The sequence below is a fragment of the Nocardia sp. NPDC006044 genome (assembly GCF_042871115.1).
Classification (GTDB): Bacteria; Actinomycetota; Actinomycetes; order Mycobacteriales; family Mycobacteriaceae; genus Nocardia.
In genome coordinates this window covers 681,229-698,850 of sequence record NZ_JBIAID010000002.1, presented here as the reverse complement: position 1 = coordinate 698,850, position 17,622 = coordinate 681,229, and the positions used below count along the sequence as shown (strand labels likewise).

11 protein-coding genes are annotated in these 17,622 nt (G+C 66.5%); all 11 read left to right on the top strand.

Features of this window, described 5'->3' with window-relative positions:
* The first annotated feature begins 14 nt into the window (after positions 1–14).
* The 11 genes from ACFYO1_RS20600 (at position 15) to ACFYO1_RS20550 (ending at position 17,448) form a co-directional block, all read left to right on the top strand.
* Positions 15–779: an ABC transporter permease gene (locus tag ACFYO1_RS20600; protein ID WP_223884852.1), complete on the top strand. Its 765-nt coding sequence runs from the start codon at positions 15–17 to the stop codon at positions 777–779.
* Positions 776–2,128 carry an MCE family protein gene (locus ACFYO1_RS20595; RefSeq protein WP_387235249.1) on the top strand — a complete coding sequence of 451 codons (1,353 nt, stop codon included), beginning with the start codon at positions 776–778 and terminating at the stop codon, positions 2,126–2,128. The genes ACFYO1_RS20600 and ACFYO1_RS20595 overlap by 4 nt, the downstream gene beginning before the upstream one ends.
* Positions 2,125–3,201 (top strand): MCE family protein, encoded by a 1,077-nt coding sequence (locus tag ACFYO1_RS20590; protein WP_387233186.1) that lies wholly within the window; start codon positions 2,125–2,127, stop codon positions 3,199–3,201. Before ACFYO1_RS20595 ends, ACFYO1_RS20590 begins: the two co-directional genes overlap by 4 nt.
* A complete protein-coding gene (locus tag ACFYO1_RS20585) occupies positions 3,201–4,211 on the top strand; it encodes an MCE family protein (RefSeq protein ID WP_387233183.1) in 1,011 nt (336 codons plus the stop codon). The genes ACFYO1_RS20590 and ACFYO1_RS20585 overlap by 1 nt, the downstream gene beginning before the upstream one ends.
* A 1-nt stretch (position 4,212) precedes the next feature.
* Positions 4,213–5,466, top strand: coding sequence for an MCE family protein (locus tag ACFYO1_RS20580; RefSeq protein WP_387233180.1), 1,254 nt, complete (start codon positions 4,213–4,215; stop codon positions 5,464–5,466).
* Positions 5,463–6,701, top strand: a complete 1,239-nt coding sequence (locus tag ACFYO1_RS20575; protein WP_387233177.1) for an MCE family protein — start codon at positions 5,463–5,465, stop codon at positions 6,699–6,701. The genes ACFYO1_RS20580 and ACFYO1_RS20575 overlap by 4 nt, the downstream gene beginning before the upstream one ends.
* Entirely contained in the window at positions 6,698–7,939 is a 1,242-nt protein-coding gene (locus ACFYO1_RS20570) for an MCE family protein (protein ID WP_387233175.1), read from the top strand. The genes ACFYO1_RS20575 and ACFYO1_RS20570 overlap by 4 nt, the downstream gene beginning before the upstream one ends.
* Positions 7,940–7,968: 29 nt before the next feature.
* The gene (locus ACFYO1_RS20565) at positions 7,969–8,685 is read left to right on the top strand and encodes a hypothetical protein (protein WP_387233172.1); all 717 of its coding nucleotides are present in this window, start codon (positions 7,969–7,971) and stop codon (positions 8,683–8,685) included.
* Between the two features lie 11 nt (positions 8,686–8,696).
* Positions 8,697–9,434 carry a hypothetical protein gene (locus ACFYO1_RS20560; RefSeq protein ID WP_387233169.1) on the top strand — a complete coding sequence of 246 codons (738 nt, stop codon included), beginning with the start codon at positions 8,697–8,699 and terminating at the stop codon, positions 9,432–9,434.
* A 411-nt stretch (positions 9,435–9,845) separates the two neighbouring features.
* Positions 9,846–13,352 carry a DNA-directed RNA polymerase subunit beta gene (locus ACFYO1_RS20555; RefSeq protein WP_387233166.1) on the top strand — a complete coding sequence of 1,169 codons (3,507 nt, stop codon included), beginning with the start codon at positions 9,846–9,848 and terminating at the stop codon, positions 13,350–13,352.
* A gap of 142 nt (positions 13,353–13,494) precedes the next feature.
* Positions 13,495–17,448 carry a DNA-directed RNA polymerase subunit beta' gene (locus ACFYO1_RS20550; RefSeq protein WP_387233163.1) on the top strand — a complete coding sequence of 1,318 codons (3,954 nt, stop codon included), beginning with the start codon at positions 13,495–13,497 and terminating at the stop codon, positions 17,446–17,448.
* The last annotated feature ends 174 nt before the right edge of the window (positions 17,449–17,622 follow it).

The following is a 17,622-nucleotide window of genomic DNA, read 5'->3' as shown; positions in this document are numbered from 1 at the left end:
GGGCCGGCGAGCAGATGTCGTTCTACACCCGTGCCATCGCCTGGATCCCGCGCACCGCCGTGCATTACCGCAAGGAGGTCATGCGGCTGCTCGCCGAGGTGACCTTCGGCAGCGGCGCGCTCGCGGTGATCGGCGGCACCATCGGCGTCATCGTGTTCATGTCCGGTTCGGTCGGCGTCGTGGTCGGCCTGCAGGGCTTCAAGGCGCTGGACGCGCTCGGCAGCTCGGTGCTGACCGGCTTCCTCACCGCCTACATCAACACCCGCGAAATCGCCCCGCTGGTCGCGGCTTTGGCGTTGTCGGCGACGGTGGGCTGTGGTTTCACCGCGCAGCTCGGCGCCATGCGGATCTCCGAGGAGATCGACGCGCTCGAGGTGATGGCGGTGCCCGGCGTGCCGTTCCTGGTCACCACCCGGGTGATCGCCGGCTTCCTCGCCGTGATCCCGCTCTACATCGTCGGCCTGCTCGGCACGTTCCTGGCCTCGCGGATGATCAGCATCTGGTTCAACGGGCAGTCCAGTGGGTCCTACGACCACTACTTCAGCCTGTTCCTGCCACCTGAGGACGTGCTCTATTCGTTCGTCAAGGTGCTGGTGTTCGCGTTCGTGATCATCATGGTGCACTGCTACTACGGCTTCCACGCCACCGGCGGACCGGCCGGCGTCGGCGTCGCGGTGGGTCGCGCGGTGCGCGCGGCGATCGTGCTGGTCAATGTGCTCGATTTCTTCCTCAGCCTGGCTATTTGGGGGACGACCACGACGGTGCGGGTGGCCGGATGACCCGCGGTGTGCAGGCTTGGCGGTCCACCGAGAAGCTCCGCGTCCGGCTGCTCGGCATCGCGTTCTTCGTGGTGGTCGCGCTGTTTCTCGCGACCACCATCGCGATCTACAACAAGCAGTTCGTGAAGACGGTCGACGTCGACCTGGTCACCGACAGCGTGGGCAACGCGCTCACCAAGAACGCGGACGTGAAGGTCCGCGGCATCACCGTCGGCGACGTCCGGTCGAGCAATTCCGAGAACGGCAAGGTGACCCTGCATCTGGCCATCCACCCGGACAAGGCCGATCAGATCCCCGCCAACGCGACCGCGCGGCTGCTGCCGAAGACGCTGTTCGGCGAGCGATACGTGGACCTGATGATTCCCGCCGATCGCAGCGCGAAGCACCTGACCGACGGGGTGACCCTGCAGCAGGACAAGAGCGGCAACGCCATCGAGCTGAGCAAGCTGCTCGACGACCTGATGCCGCTGCTGCAGGCGATCCCGCCGCAGGATCTCGCCGCCACCCTCGGCGCGCTGTCGCAGGCGCTGTCCGGTCAGGGTCTGGCGCTCGGCGAGAGCGTGGACAAGCTGGACAACATCTTCCGTCAGGTCAACGGCGTGCTGCCCGACCTGCAGGCGGACCTGCGCAGCTTCGCCGAGGTGGCCGCCACCTACGCCGACGCCGCGCCGCAGCTGGTGAACGCGCTGGACAACCTGCGCACCACCAACGCGACCATCGTGCAACGGCGCTTCGACATCGACTCGCTGTACGCCGTGCTGACCCCCGCCTCCTCGAACAGCGCCGATTTCCTGGTGGCCAACCGGGACAACATCATCGACCTGTCCGCCGACTCCCGTCCGCTGCTCGAGCAGCTGGCCACCTACTCGCCGACCTTCCCGTGCGTGATGGCGAACTTCGCTCAGCTCAAGCCGCGCATCGACGAGATCCTCGGCAAGGGCACCAAGAATCCGGGCACCCGGGTGAGCATCGAGCTGACCAACCCGCGCGGCAAGTACCTGCCGAATCAGGACGAGCCGCGCTGGCTCGACGACCGCGGCCCGTGGTGTATTCCGGAGAAGCCGCTCGGCGTCGACCCCGGCCAGTACACCGGCGGCGCGAACAACGACGGCTCCTACGCGGTGCCGAGCCGTAATCCCGGCGATCTGGAGACCGGCAAGATGTCGCCGCCGCAGTTCGGCGTCTACCCGGCCGGTCGCGTGCCGACCATCGCCGGGTCGCCGGTCGAGCAGCAGTCGCTCGGCGCGATCTACGGCGCCGCCAATGGCGTTGCGCCCGACCAGGTGCCGAGCTGGGTGACCAGGGCCGGCGCGCCCGCGTTCCGGGGTAGCGAGGTGAGCGTTCGATGAAGCAGCGACTCCGTGGCCTCGGTGGCCCGCTCACCAAGCTGGTCATCTTCGTCGTCGTAACCGTGTTCGCGACCACGGTGCTCGCGCTGTCCATCGCGAACTACAGCGGCAACGGCACCAAGTTCAAGGCTCGCTTCACCGACGTCACCTCGCTGAACAAGGGTGACGAGGTGCGCGTCGCCGGTGTGCGGATCGGCAAGGTCACCAACATCGCGATCGTGGACAAGCGCCTGGCCGAGGTGAGTTTCGAACTCACCGACCGCAATTGGCTGCCCGCCTCGACGACCGCGAGCATCCGCTACCGCAACCTGGTCGGCCAGCGCTACATCGCGCTGGAGCAGGGCACCGGCGAGCAGGGCCGAAAGCTCAACGAGGGCGGCACGATTCCGCTCGAGCGCACCAATCCCGCGCTCAACCTGACCACACTGTTCAACGGATTCCGTCCGCTGTTCCGCACGCTGACCGCCGACGACGTGAACAAGCTCTCCTTCGAGATCATCCAGGTGTTCCAGGGCGAGCAGGGCACCATCCACGACCTGGTCGCCACCACCGCGAGCCTGACCAACAAGATCGCGGACAAGGACGCGGTGATCGGTGAACTGGTGCGCAACCTGACCGCGGTGCTCGACACGGTCAACCAGCGTGACGATCAGTTCGACAAGTTGATCGTCAACACCGAGGCGCTGGTCAGCGGCCTGTCCGCGGAACGCGACACGATCGGCCGCTCGGTCACCTCGCTCGGCAACCTGGCTTCGGCCACCGCCGATCTGCTCGTGCCGGTGCGCCCGACGCTGCAGGGCTCGATCGCCGGGCTGAATCAGCTGGCCGGCACCATCAACGATCGCCAGGACGACGTGAACGACGTCCTGCGCAACCTGCCGATCAAGATGGAAAAGCTCGGCCGGGTGGGCAGTTACGGCTCCTGGTTCCAGTTCTATCTGTGCGGTATCGACATCGTCGTCGGGCCGGGCACGGCGGACGCCCCGAACCTGAACCTGCCCGCCGGACTGCCGACGATCAACCAGCCCATCTACACCAATGCCGCGCCGCGCTGCTCCGGGAAGGCCCGCTGATGGACGACCGGATTCTGCTCGGACGCCGCAGCCCCGTCTTCATGGGCGTGCTCGGCCTGGTCATGGTGCTGCTGGTGACGGTGTCCGCGTTCTTCCTGGACCGGCTGCCGATCATCGGTGCCGGCACCAAGTACACCGCCGAATTCTCCGAGGCCGCGGGCCTGAAGAAGGGCAACGAGGTCCGCATCGCGGGCGTGAAGGTCGGCTCGGTGTCCGATGTGCGCCTCGACGGACCCAAGGTGCTCGTCGACTTCCGCACCCAGGACGCCTGGATCGGCAGCGAGACCACCGCCTCGATCCAGATCAAGACCGTGCTCGGCCAGAAGTACCTGGCGCTGGACCCGAAGGGCTCCCGCGCCGCCGACCCGGCGAGCCGGATTCCGTTGTCCCGCACCGTCGCTCCGTACGACGTGGTGGACGCGTTCACCGACGCGGCGAAGAACATCGACCAGATCGACACCGCCCAGCTGGCCACCAGCATGCGGGTGCTCTCCGACGCGTTCGCCACCACGCCGCCGGAGCTGCGCGGCTCGATCGACGGCGTCGCCCGGCTGTCGGAGACGCTGGCCAAGCGGGACGAGGAGCTGAAGAAGCTGTTCGCCGCGACCAGGCAGACCACCAAGGTGCTGGCCGATCGCAACGCGGAGTTCGAGCGGCTGCTGGCCAACGGCGGGCAGTTGCTGGCCGAGCTCAACATTCGGCAGCAATCGATCGCGCAGTTGCTCTCCGGCGCCAAGACGGTGTCCGCGGAGCTCACCGCGCTGGTGCACGACAACGAGGAGCAGATCGGGCCGGCGCTGAAGAACCTGCGCGGCTCGATCGATCTGCTGAATGCCAACCAGCAGAACATCTCCAAGACCCTGGAGCTGGCGGCCCCGTTCTACGGGATCTACGCCAACGTGCTCGGCACCGGCCGCTGGTTCGACGCGGTGATCGTCAACCTGATCCCGCCCGCGCTGCCGGAGATCCCCGGCGCCCGTCCGCCGATCCGCAACATGGGAGGTAACTGACATGGCGGACCGGTTGCAGGCGCTGCGCAATTCGGGGCGCGGCACCAAGATCACCATCGCGCTCGTCCTGGTGGTGGCCGTGGTCGCCGCCGGCGTGCTGTGGTGGACGGTCGATCGGCTGACCACCACCAAGATCACCGCCTATTTCGATCGCTCGGTCGGCATCTACGAGGGCTCGGACGTGCGGGTGCTCGGCGTGCCGGTCGGCCGGGTGGATTCGGTTGAGCCGCAAGGCGATCAGGTCAAGATCGTGATGAGTGTCGATCGCTCCTTCGACATCCCCGCGAACGCCAGGGCCGCGCAGATCACGCCGTCGATCGTGTCCGACCGCTACATCCAGCTCACCCCGGTCTACACCGGCGGGGACAAGATGCCGCGCACCGCGACGATTCCGCGCGACCGCACGGTCACCCCGGTCGAGGTGGACCAGCTGTACAAGAGCATCACCGAGCTCTCGGATGCGCTGGGCCCCAACGGCGCGAACAAGGACGGCGCGGTCAACCAGCTGGTGCGCACCGGCGCGGCGAACCTGGACGGCAACGGTGAGGCCCTCGCCAACAGCCTCACCCAGCTGTCCAAGGCGGCCAAGTACCTGTCCGACGCGCGCGGCGACATCTTCGACACGGTCAAGAACCTGCAGAACTTCGTCACCATGCTGGCCGACAACGACGCGCAGGTGCGCCAGTTCAACGTCCAGCTCGCCGACCTGTCCAGCTTCCTGGCCAGCGAACGCAGCGATCTCGGCGCCGCGCTGAACCTGCTGTCGGTCGCGCTCGGCGACGTCGCCCGGTTCATCGACAACAACCGCGACCTGATCGCCAGCAATGCCGAGGGCCTGGTCACGCTCACCAAGACGCTGTCGGATCAGCGCGACGACCTGGCCGCCGCGCTGCCGGTGCTGCCGCTCGCGCTGAGCAACCTGATCAACATCCACAACGCCGAGTCCGGCACCCTCGACATGCGCGCCAACTTCACCGACCTGCAGGATCCGTTCGGGGTGATGTGCAAGCTGATCGACGTGTCCAAGCTGCGGCCGGGCGATCCGCAGTTCGAGGCGCTGGGCAGGCAGATGCGGCCGATCCTCGAGCACTGCAAGGAGATCTCCGATCAGATCACCGCCGGCGTGCAGACGCCGACGCTGATCCTGCCGTTCGGCGTGCTCAGCGGGGAGAACGAGCAGCGCGCTCCGGTGCCGGGCACGGTGCCCGGCATCCCGTCCGACCGGCTTCCGCCGTCGCAGGGAGGTGAGCGGTGAGTAGCCGAATCCGTTTCGTCACACGCGGTCTCGGTGCCGCGCTGGCCATCGGGGTGACCGCGACCCTGGTCACCTCGTGTGCGTCCGACGGCATCTACAGCGTGCCGCTGCCCGGCGGCGCCGACGTGGGCGACCATCCGATGTACATCGATATCCAGTTCGACGACGTGCTCGACCTGGTGCCGCAGTCCGCGGTGAAGGTCGAGGGCCTGCCGGTGGGCCGGGTCGAGGACATCAAGATCGGCAAGGACCAGTGGACCGCCACCGTGCGGGCCGTGGTGAACTCGTCGGTGGACCTGCCCGCGAACGCGCGCGCCGAGGTGCGCCAGTCGAATCTGCTCGGCGAGAAGTTCATCGAGCTGTCCAAGCCCGCGGCCGAGCCGGAGACCAAGAAACTGACCGACGGCTCGGTGATCCCGGTCGACCACACCCGGCACGCCACCGAGATCGAGCAGGTGCTCGGCGCGATGTCGTTGCTGCTCAACGGCGGTGGCGTCGCGCAGCTGCAACCGATCGTGACCGAGCTGAACAAGACCATCGGCGGTCGGGAGGATCGGGTGCGTTCGCTGCTCGATCAGGCCAACATCCTGATCAAGGGCCTCGATGACCAGGTCGACGACATCACCAGGGCCCTCGACGGGCTCGATGTGCTGAGCAGCCGGGTGAGCAGGCAGACCGATCAGATCGGCAAGATCCTGGACCAGCTGCCGGAGGGTGTGCGGATCCTGGAGGAGCAGCGTCCGCAGCTGGTCGGGCTGCTCACCCAGCTGGATCGCGTGGGCCAGGCCGGTTTCGACGTGCTCCAGCACTCCAAGGACGACCTGATCCGCGACCTGACCTCGCTGCGCCCGACGCTGCAGGAGCTGGGCAAGGCCGCGCCGGACCTGATCACCGCCCTGCCGCTGATCCCGACCTATCCGTTCCCCGACTCCACGCTGGAGTCCACCTTCGGCGGGTCGGTCAACACCTGGCTGTCGGTGGATCAGCAGATCGGCGTCACGCTGAGCAATCTCGGTGTGGGCAAACCGGATCCGGTCTACACCCCGCCGCTCGGCCCGCCGGTGCCGGTGAATCCGACGAACCCGTATTACAACGGCAACGGCCCGCGGCCGGGCTGGCCGACCGTGTCGATCCTGCCGCTGCCGCCGAACATGGCGCAGCCGCCCGCGCCGGGCGTACCGCCCAACCCGGTCGGGGCGATTCTCGAGCAACTGGGAGTGGGTGGAACTCGATGACCAGGCTGGTCCGTTGGCAGTTGATCGCCTTCGTCATCGTCGCCGTGGTCGGCGTCGTCTTCGTCGGCGCCAAGTACATCCGGCTTGACCACATGGTCGGCCTCGGTCAGTACGAGGTGAAGGTGCAGGCCGCGCAGACCGGCGGCATCTACAAGGGCGCCGAGGTGACCTACCGCGGCGTGCCGGTCGGCCGGGTCGGCGAGCTGGAGCTCACCGGCGACGGTGTGGTGCTGCACCTGATCGTCGATTCGAGTTCGCCGAAGATCCCGGCGAGCGCGAAGGCCGTGGTGGCCAACCGTTCCGCGATCGGCGAGCAATACGTAGACCTGCAGCCGGACACCGACGGCTCGCCCTACCTGCACGACGGTTCGGTGATCACCTCGGCGACCACGCCGGTGCCGGTGGAGCAGCTGGTCGCCAGCGTCGACACCTTCACCCGCTCGGTCGATCTGGCGGCGCTGAACACCACCGTGCGCGAGCTGGGCAAGGCGTTCGACGGCAAGGGTGACGACCTGCAGGTCTTCGTCGATTCGCTGAACAAGTTCACCACCACGTTCAACGAGACGCTGCCGCAGACCATTCGGCTGATCCGGGACAGCAGGGTCGCGCTGGGCACCCAGGCCGAGCAGTCCGGCGCCATCCGTGAGTTCAGCGACGGCCTGGACAAGCTCACCGCGCAGCTGCGCTCCAGCGACCCGGACATCCGGCGGCTGATCGGCACCGGCAACGACGCGGGCCAGCAGATCGATGCGCTGCTGCGCGAGAGCGGCGGTGCGCTCACCCAGGACCTCGGCAACCTGCGCCAGCTGCTGCTGGCCATCTCGCCGAAGTTCTACGCGATCCGCCCGCTGCTGCAGTTCCTGCCGCAGTTGTCCATCGGCGGCTCGTCCACCGCACCCGGCGACGGCACCACGCACTTCGGTCTCGTGCTGGAGGCGAACAATCCGCCGGCCTGTACCGTCGGCTACGAGGGAACGCAGCGGATCCTCGAGCAGATGAAGGCGCAGAACCCGGACTTCGACGACACCCGCGATGAGTTCCCGTTCAACAAGGACGCGAAGTGCACTGTGCCGCAAGGTAACCCGACCACCGTGCGCGGTGGCTCGAAGGCCGATCTGGCCGATCCGAATGTCGTGCAGCCCTGGGATTCCACCCCCAAGACCGACCCGGATCGATTGAACCTGAATCCGATCGCCGTGCAGATGGCAACCCTGATGGGGGTTACGCCGAAGCGGTGACCAGGAACGACGACGTTAGGGTGTCTGGCGTGACCTCAGATTTGACCAAGCGGCTCGATTCGAACGAGCCGCCGGAATCGCCGGACCCCGCGGACGGCGGGCTGCCTTCCGACGTGGTTGCCGGCGCTGCGGCCGAGCAGGCGCCCGGCTCGGACCGCGGCGGGCTCGTCCGCACGGTCGCGCTGGTCGGCTCGGCGGGTCTGCTGGTCGTCGCCCTGGTCGCGGCCATCTGGTTCGGCACCGGCTGGGTCCGTTCGGCGATCAGCGACGCCCCGCGTGCCGACGCCCGCGACACCGCGCTCGACGCGGCCCGGCAGGCCGCGCTCAACATGACCTCGATGAACCTCGACGACGTTCCCGGCTCGCTCGCGCTGGCCCGCTCCTCGATGACCGGCGCGCTGCTCGACTCGGCGAACAAGAACAAGGACCAGGCCGAGACGCTGGCCAAGCAGACCAACACGGGCATGACCTCCAAGGTCCTCGGTTCCGCGCTCACCACGCTGAACAGCGAGAAGGACAAGGCGTCCGCGCTGGTCGTGCTGCAGGTGACCGAGCTGGCCAAGGACAAGCCGCCGGCCGAGTACCGCTACAGCTGGAACGTCGACGTGACCAAGACCGGCGACGTCTGGAAGGCCGAGCAGATCTCCTCGCTGAGCCAGCCGGTGCTGCTGAGCGGCGGCCAAGGCGGGTCGCCGCAGGCGCCGCCCGCCGACCAGCCGCCCGCCGCGCCCAAGCCGGGATCGTAGGAGAACCAGTCATGACCTCTCGTAAGCCGATCAACCGGGTCACCTCCAAGCGCCGTCCGTCGGGTGAGCAGCCGGCCAAGGCCGCCGCGCCGCGTACGACGCCGGTCCGCAAGCCGCGGGTGACGAGCACCACCCGGCCCGCCGCACGTCCGGTCCAGGAAGCGAAGCGTCCCGAGCAGCCGACGGCGGGCGGGCAGAAGAAGAAGATCCTGAGCGGCCTGAAGCGACCGTCCCGCGGTTCCGGTGCCTCGACATCGGGTCGCTCGTTCTGGTCGCTGGTCGCCGCGATGCTCATCGCCGCGCTGCTGCTGGGCGGATTCGCGGCCGTCGCCGCGTCGCGCCCCGGCGTCGACGACTCGAACAAGGCCTACGTCGACAACAAGGCCACCGAGGAGGTGCGGGCGGCCGCCGATCACGCGCTGAAGACCGTCTACGCCTACGACGTGAAGAACATCGACAGCTACCGCGAGACCGCCAAACAGGTGCTCACCGGCAAGATGCTCGCCGATCTGGACAAGTACGCCGACACCACTATCTCGGCGGTAAAACAGGCCCAGACCAGCGCCGATGCCAAGGCCGATCCGATCGCTGTGACCTTGCTCACCGACGATCGGGCCGAGCTGCTGGTCAACCTGGTGGTCAGTGCCACCAAGAACGGCGCCGCCCAGCAGAGCGTCGCGGGTCCGATCGTGCTGCACATGCAGAAGGTGGGGGATCGCTGGCTCGCCAGCGACATCGTCGACCAGTGATCTTGCAGGGGCGCAGGGGATCTCGCCATGCCTGGTCGAGGCCGCTGAGAGCGCTTGCGCGAGGCCGCCTACTTGACGAGTTTCGCTGGAGCCGTCACGCTATTCACAACAGCGGCAGCTGTCACAGTGGCTCCATTACGCCCCGTCGTCCTCGACGCAGCCAGCGATTCGGACACGGCGCGCCAGCCACGTGAATGTGCGCACGGGTGGTAGGTTGACACCCCCGTGACGGTTGGTGTACGGTTGGACGTTGCGCTGGCTGCCTCCTGTCCATACCTCGATTTGCACACGTAAGTTCCACCCTTCCGGTGTTACTTCCGTTGTTGCCTGTTCGGGTTTCGTTCGGGTTGTAACCAGCGGAATTCGTAGCAGACAAGCGACGGTCGCGGACCACCACGCGGCGCGCGTGAGGTGCTGGAAGGACGCATCTTGGCAGTCTCCACCCAGACCAAGGCAGTTGCCGGAATCCCCGGAGCCCCATTGCGGGTGTCTTTCGCGAAGATCCGTGAACCCTTGGAGGTGCCCGGACTTCTCGATCTACAGACGGACTCATTTGCATGGTTGATCGGTTCGCCGTCATGGCGTGAAAAGGTCGCCCTTCGCGGCGATGTCGGGCTAGTCGGGGGACTCGAGGAGGTGCTCGAGGAGCTTTCGCCGATCGAGGACTTCTCCGGCTCGATGTCCCTGTCTTTCTCTGACCCTCGGTTCGAAGAGGTCAAGGCCTCCATCGACGAGTGCAAAGACAAGGACATGACCTACGCGGCGCCGTTGTTCGTCACCGCGGAGTTCATCAACAACAACACCGGTGAGATCAAGAGCCAGACGGTCTTCATGGGAGATTTCCCGATGATGACCGACAAGGGCACGTTCATCATCAACGGCACCGAGCGCGTCGTCGTCTCGCAGCTGGTTCGTTCGCCGGGTGTCTACTTCGACCACTCCGTCGACAAGACCACCGAGAAGGACCTGCACAGCGTGCGCGTCATTCCGTCGCGTGGCGCCTGGCTGGAGTTCGACATCGATAAGCGCGACACCGTTGGTGTCCGCATCGACCGCAAGCGTCGCCAGCCGGTCACCGTGCTGCTCAAGGCGCTCGGTTGGACGAACGAGGAGATCGTCGAGCGTTTCGGCTTCTCCGAGATCATGATGTCGACCCTGGAGAAGGACAACACCGCCGGTCAGGACGAGGCGCTGCTGGACATCTACCGCAAGTTGCGTCCGGGCGAGCCGCCGACCAAGGAGTCCGCGCAGACCCTGCTGGAGAACCTGTTCTTCAAGGAGAAGCGTTACGACCTGGCGCGCGTCGGTCGCTACAAGATCAACAAGAAGCTGGGCATCCACCTCGGCGAGCAGGTCACCGGATCGGTGCTCACCAAGGAAGACATCGTCTCCACGATCGAGTACCTGGTGCGCCTGCACGCGGGTGATCGCGTGATGACCGCGCCCGGCGGCGAAGAGGTCCCGGTCGACGTCGATGACATCGACCACTTCGGTAACCGTCGCCTGCGCACCGTCGGCGAGCTGATCCAGAACCAGATCCGGGTCGGCCTGTCCCGGATGGAGCGCGTGGTCCGCGAGCGGATGACGACTCAGGACGTCGAGGCGATCACGCCGCAGACCCTGATCAACATCCGCCCGGTGGTCGCCGCGATCAAGGAGTTCTTCGGAACGTCCCAGCTGTCGCAGTTCATGGACCAGAACAACCCGCTGTCGGGTCTGACCCACAAGCGCCGCCTGTCGGCGCTCGGCCCGGGTGGTCTGTCCCGTGAGCGCGCCGGCCTGGAAGTCCGCGACGTGCACACCTCGCACTACGGCCGCATGTGCCCGATCGAGACCCCGGAAGGCCCGAACATCGGCCTGATCGGTTCGCTGTCGGTGTACGCGCGGGTCAACCCGTTCGGCTTCATCGAGACGCCGTACCGCAAGGTGGTCGACGGCCGGGTCACCGATGAGGTCAAGTACCTCACCGCCGACGAGGAGGACCGCCACGTTCGCGCGCAGGCCAACTCGCCGGTCGACGCCGAGGGACGCTTCCTCGAGGACCGGGTGCTCTGCCGCCGGGGCAACGAGGAGAACGAGCTCGTCGCCGCCGACGAGGTCGACTACATGGATGTCTCGCCGCGTCAGATGGTGTCGGTCGCGACGGCCATGATCCCGTTCCTCGAGCACGACGACGCCAACCGTGCCCTCATGGGCGCGAACATGCAGCGTCAGGCTGTGCCGCTGATCCGTTCCGAGGCCCCCGTCGTGGGCACCGGCATGGAGCTGCGCGCCGCCGTCGACGCCGGTGACGTCGTGGTGAACGAGAAGGCCGGCGTGGTCGAAGAGGTTTCGGCCGACTACGTCACCGTGATGGCCGACGACGGCACCCGCAAGAGCTACCGGATGCGCAAGTTCGCCCGTTCCAACCAGGGCACCTGCGCGAACCAGCGGCCGATCGTGGACGAGAGCCAGCGGGTCGAGGTCGGCCAGGTGCTGGCCGACGGTCCGTGCACCGAGAACGGTGAGATGGCGCTGGGCAAGAACCTGCTCGTCGCGATCATGCCGTGGGAGGGCCACAACTACGAGGACGCGATCATCCTGTCGCAGCGCCTCGTGGAACAGGACGTGCTCACCTCGATCCACATCGAAGAGCACGAGATCGACGCCCGCGACACCAAGCTCGGTGCCGAGGAGATCACCCGGGACATCCCGAACGTCTCCGACGAGGTCCTCGCCGACCTCGACGAGCGTGGCATCGTGCGGATCGGCGCCGAGGTCCGGGACGGCGACATCCTGGTCGGCAAGGTCACCCCGAAGGGTGAGACCGAGCTGACCCCGGAAGAGCGCTTGCTGCGCGCGATCTTCGGTGAGAAGGCGCGCGAGGTGCGCGACACCTCGCTCAAGGTGCCGCACGGCGAGTCCGGCAAGGTCATCGGCATTCGCGTGTTCTCGCGCGAGGACGACGACGATCTGCCGCCCGGGGTGAACGAGCTGGTGCGCGTGTACGTGGCGCAGAAGCGCAAGATCCAGGACGGCGACAAGCTCGCCGGCCGCCACGGCAACAAGGGTGTCATCGGCAAGATCCTGCCGACCGAGGACATGCCGTTCATGCCGGACGGCACCCCGGTCGACATCATCCTGAACACCCACGGTGTGCCGCGTCGTATGAACATCGGCCAGATCTTGGAGACCCACCTCGGGTGGATCGGCAAGGCGGGCTGGGATGTCGGCGTCGGCGAGGACGGGACTCGTCCCGACTGGGCCAAGGCGCTGCCGGAGGAGATGCTGGCGGCACCGTCCGACTCGAACATCGCCACCCCGGTGTTCGACGGCGCCCGCGAGGAGGAGCTGACCGGTCTGCTCGCCTCGACCCTGCCGAACCGTGACGGTGAGCGCATGGTCGACGACAACGGCAAGGCGACGCTGTTCGACGGTCGCTCCGGCGAGCCGTTCCCGTACCCGGTCGCGGTCGGCTACATGTACATCCTGAAGCTGCACCACCTGGTCGACGACAAGATCCACGCCCGCTCGACCGGCCCGTACTCGATGATCACCCAGCAGCCGCTCGGCGGTAAGGCCCAGTTCGGTGGCCAGCGCTTCGGTGAAATGGAGTGCTGGGCCATGCAGGCCTACGGCGCGGCATACACGCTGCAGGAGCTGCTGACGATCAAGTCCGACGATGTCGTCGGTCGCGTCAAGGTTTACGAGGCGATCGTCAAGGGCGAGAACATTCCGGAGCCGGGCATTCCGGAGTCGTTCAAGGTGCTCCTCAAGGAACTCCAGTCGCTGTGCCTCAACGTCGAGGTGCTGTCCTCCGACGGCGCCGCGATCGAGATGCGCGACGGCGACGACGAGGATCTGGAGCGCGCCGCGGCGAACCTGGGCATCAACCTGTCCAGGAACGAAGCGGCCACCGTCGACGATCTGGCGAACTAGGCGGTCGGCCGGATGTCGTTCGCTTCGAACGGCATCCGGCCCCGCGTTCCACCCACTAGTGAACTTTTTGCTCGAATTCGACCCGAATAGGGGCAGTGAAGTTGAACTTTCACTCCGCAAGCTCCGTGAAAGGTGAAGTTACGTGCTAGACGTCAACTTCTTCGATGAACTCCGGATCGGCCTGGCCACCGCGGACGACATCCGCCAGTGGTCCTTCGGCGAGGTGAAAAAGCCGGAGACCATCAACTACCGCACGCTCAAGCCGGAGAAGGACGGGCTCTTCTGCGAGAAGATCTTCGGTCCCACCCGGGACTGGGAGTGCTACTGCGGCAAGTACAAGCGTGTCCGGTTCAAGGGCATCATCTGTGAGCGCTGTGGCGTCGAGGTGACTCGCGCCAAGGTGCGCCGTGAGCGGATGGGCCACATCGAGCTGGCCGCACCCGTCACCCACATCTGGTACTTCAAGGGCGTGCCCTCGCGCCTGGGCTACCTGCTCGACCTGGCGCCGAAGGATCTGGAAAAGATCATCTACTTCGCCGCCTACGTGATCGTCGCCGTCGATGACGAGCTGCGCCACAACGAGCTCAGCACGCTCGAGGCCGAGATGGAGGTCGAGAAGAAGGCGGTCGCCGACCAGCGCGACGCCGACCTCGAGGCCCGCGCCCAGAAGCTCGAGGCCGACCTGGCCGAACTCGAGGCCGAGGGTGCCAAGTCCGACGTCCGCCGCAAGGTCAAGGACGGCGGCGAGCGCGAGATGCGTCAGCTGCGCGATCGGTCCCAGCGTGAGCTGGACCGGCTCGACGAGATCTGGACCACCTTCACCAAGCTGGCGCCCAAGCAGCTCATCGTCGATGAGGTGCTCTACCGCGAGCTGATCGACCGCTACGGCGAGTACTTCACCGGCGCCATGGGTGCGGAGTCCATCCAGAAGCTGATGGAGAACTTCGACATCGACGCCGAGGCCGAGAGCCTGCGGGAGACCATCCGCAGCGGTAAGGGCCAGAAGAAGCTGCGCGCGCTCAAGCGGCTCAAGGTCGTCGCGGCGTTCCAGACCAACGGCAACTCGCCGATGGGCATGGTGCTCGACGCCGTTCCGGTCATCCCGCCGGAGCTGCGCCCGATGGTTCAGCTCGACGGTGGCCGCTTCGCCACCTCGGACCTGAACGACCTGTACCGCCGCGTGATCAACCGCAACAACCGCCTCAAGCGACTGATCGATCTGGGTGCGCCCGAGATCATCGTCAACAACGAGAAGCGGATGCTGCAGGAGTCCGTCGACGCGCTGTTCGACAACGGCCGTCGTGGCCGTCCGGTCACCGGACCGGGTAACCGCCCGCTGAAGTCGCTGAGCGATCTGCTCAAGGGCAAGCAGGGCCGGTTCCGTCAGAACCTGCTCGGCAAGCGCGTCGACTACTCGGGCCGTTCGGTCATCGTGGTCGGCCCGCAGCTCAAGCTGCATCAGTGCGGTCTGCCCAAGCTGATGGCGCTGGAGCTGTTCAAGCCGTTCGTGATGAAGCGCCTGGTCGACCTGAACCACGCGCAGAACATCAAGTCCGCCAAGCGGATGGTCGAGCGTCAGCGTCCCCAGGTGTGGGATGTCCTCGAAGAGGTCATCGCCGAGCACCCGGTGCTGCTGAACCGCGCGCCCACCCTGCACCGCCTCGGCATCCAGGCGTTCGAGCCGCAGCTCGTCGAGGGCAAGGCGATCCAGCTGCACCCGCTCGTCTGTGAAGCGTTCAACGCCGACTTCGACGGTGACCAGATGGCCGTGCACCTTCCGCTGTCCGCGGAGGCGCAGGCCGAGGCCCGCATCCTGATGCTGTCCTCGAACAACATCCTGTCGCCGGCCTCCGGCCGGCCGCTCGCCATGCCGCGTCTGGACATGGTGACCGGCCTGTACTACCTGACCCGCCTCGAAGAGGGCGCGAAGGGCGAGTACAAGGCCGCGGGCAAGGACAAGGCCGAGTTCGCCGTTTACTCCTCGCCCGCCGAGGCGCAGATGGCGGTGGACCGCGGTGAGCTCACCGTGCGTTCGCTGATCAAGGTCCGGCTCACCCACCAGCGCCCGCCGAAGGACATCGAGGCGAAGCTGTTCCCGGAGGGCTGGAACCGCGGCGACGCGTGGCTGGCCGAGACCACCCTCGGTCGCGTGCTGTTCAACGAGCTGCTCCCGGCGGACTACGCGTTCATCAACGAGCAGATGCCGAAGAAGCGTCAGGCGACGATCATCAACGATCTGGCCGAGCGCTACCCGATGATCGTGGTCGCGCAGACCGTCGACAAGCTGAAGGACGCGGGCTTCTACTGGGCCACCCGTTCCGGCGTGACGGTCTCCATGTCCGACGTGCTCGTGCCGCCGGAGAAGACCGAGATCATGGAGCGCTACGAGGCGCTTGCCGATCAGATCGAGAAGAAGTACCAGCGTGGTGCGCTCGATCACCAGGAGCGCAACAACGCCCTGGTCAAGATCTGGCAGGAAGCGACCGAAGAGGTCGGTACGGCACTGCGTGCGCACTACCCGCCGGACAACCCGATCATCACGATCGTCGAGTCGGGCGCCACGGGTAACTTCACCCAGACCCGTACCCTCGCCGGTATGAAGGGCCTGGTGACGAACCCGAAGGGTGAGTTCATCCCGCGCCCGATCAAGTCCTCGTTCCGTGAGGGCCTGACCGTGCTCGAGTACTTCATCAACACCCACGGTGCGCGTAAGGGTCTGGCCGACACCGCGCTGCGTACCGCCGACTCGGGTTACCTGACCCGTCGTCTGGTGGACGTCTCGCAGGACGTGATCGTGCGCGAGCACGATTGCGCCACCGAGCGCGGCATCATCGTGCACATCGCCGACAAGCAGGCGGATGGCTCGCTCATCCGCGACGCGCACGTGGAAACCTCCGCGTACGCTCGCACGCTCGCTTCGGACGCGGTGGACGCCGACGGCAACCTCGTCATCGGTAAGGGCGCCGACCTCGGCGACCCGGCGATCGACGCGCTGCTCGGGGCAGGCATCACCGAGGTTCGGGTCCGCTCCGTGCTGACCTGCACCACCGGCACCGGTGTCTGCGCCACCTGCTACGGCCGTTCCATGGCCACCGGCAAGCTCGTCGATATCGGTGAGGCCGTCGGCATCGTCGCCGCGCAGTCCATCGGTGAGCCCGGTACCCAGCTGACCATGCGTACCTTCCACCAGGGTGGTGTCGCGGGCGATGACATCACCGGCGGTCTGCCCCGAGTGCAGGAGCTGTTCGAGGCCCGCGTGCCGAAGGGCAAGGCTCCGATCGCCGAGGTCAGTGGCCGGGTGCGGATGGAAGACGACGACCGCTTCTACAAGATCACCATCATCCCGGATGACGGTGGTGAAGAGGTTGTCTACGACAAGCTCTCGAAGCGTCAGCGTCTGCGTGTCTTCAAGCACGACGACGGCACCGAGCGTCTGCTCTCCGACGGTGACCACGTCGAGGTCGGCCAGCAGCTGCTGGAAGGCGCGGCGGATCCGCACGAGGTGCTGCGCATCATGGGTCCCCGTCAGGTGCAGATCCACCTGGTCCACGAGGTCCAGGAGGTCTACCGCTCGCAGGGTGTGTCGATCCACGACAAGCACATCGAGGTCATCGTGCGCCAGATGCTGCGTCGCGTGACGATCATCGATTCGGGTGCCACGGAGTTCCTGCCCGGTTCGCTCACCGAGCGGTCCGAGTTCGAGGCCTCCAACCGTCGCGTCGTCGCCGAGGGCAACGAGCCCGCGGCGGGTCGCCCGGTGCTGATGGGTATCACGAAGGCGTCGCTCGCGACGGATTCGTGGCTGTCGGCGGCGTCCTTCCAGGAGACCACTCGAGTCCTGACGGACGCGGCGATCAACTGCCGCTCCGACAAGCTCATCGGCCTCAAGGAGAACGTGATCATCGGCAAGCTGATCCCGGCCGGTACCGGTATCAACCGTTACCGCAACATCACGGTGCAGCCGACCGAAGAAGCCCGTGCCGCCGCGTACGCGGTGCCGTCCTACGACGACACCTACTACAGCCCGGACAGCTTCGGCCAAACCACCGGCGCCGCAGTCCCGCTCGACGACTACGGTTTCAGCGACTACCGCTGACCCGGTACCGCTCAACCACATCCGGCCCCCGCTCCCCTCGGAGCGGGGGCCGTTTGTGTTCTGGTAGCCGATCGGCCGGGGTGTCGAAAGAGTGATGGGAAATTTACTTTTGGGGGAATATTTTCTGTAAGAATATTTTCAATTGAAGGGGTTGGGTGGTGCGTGAGCGCGGCT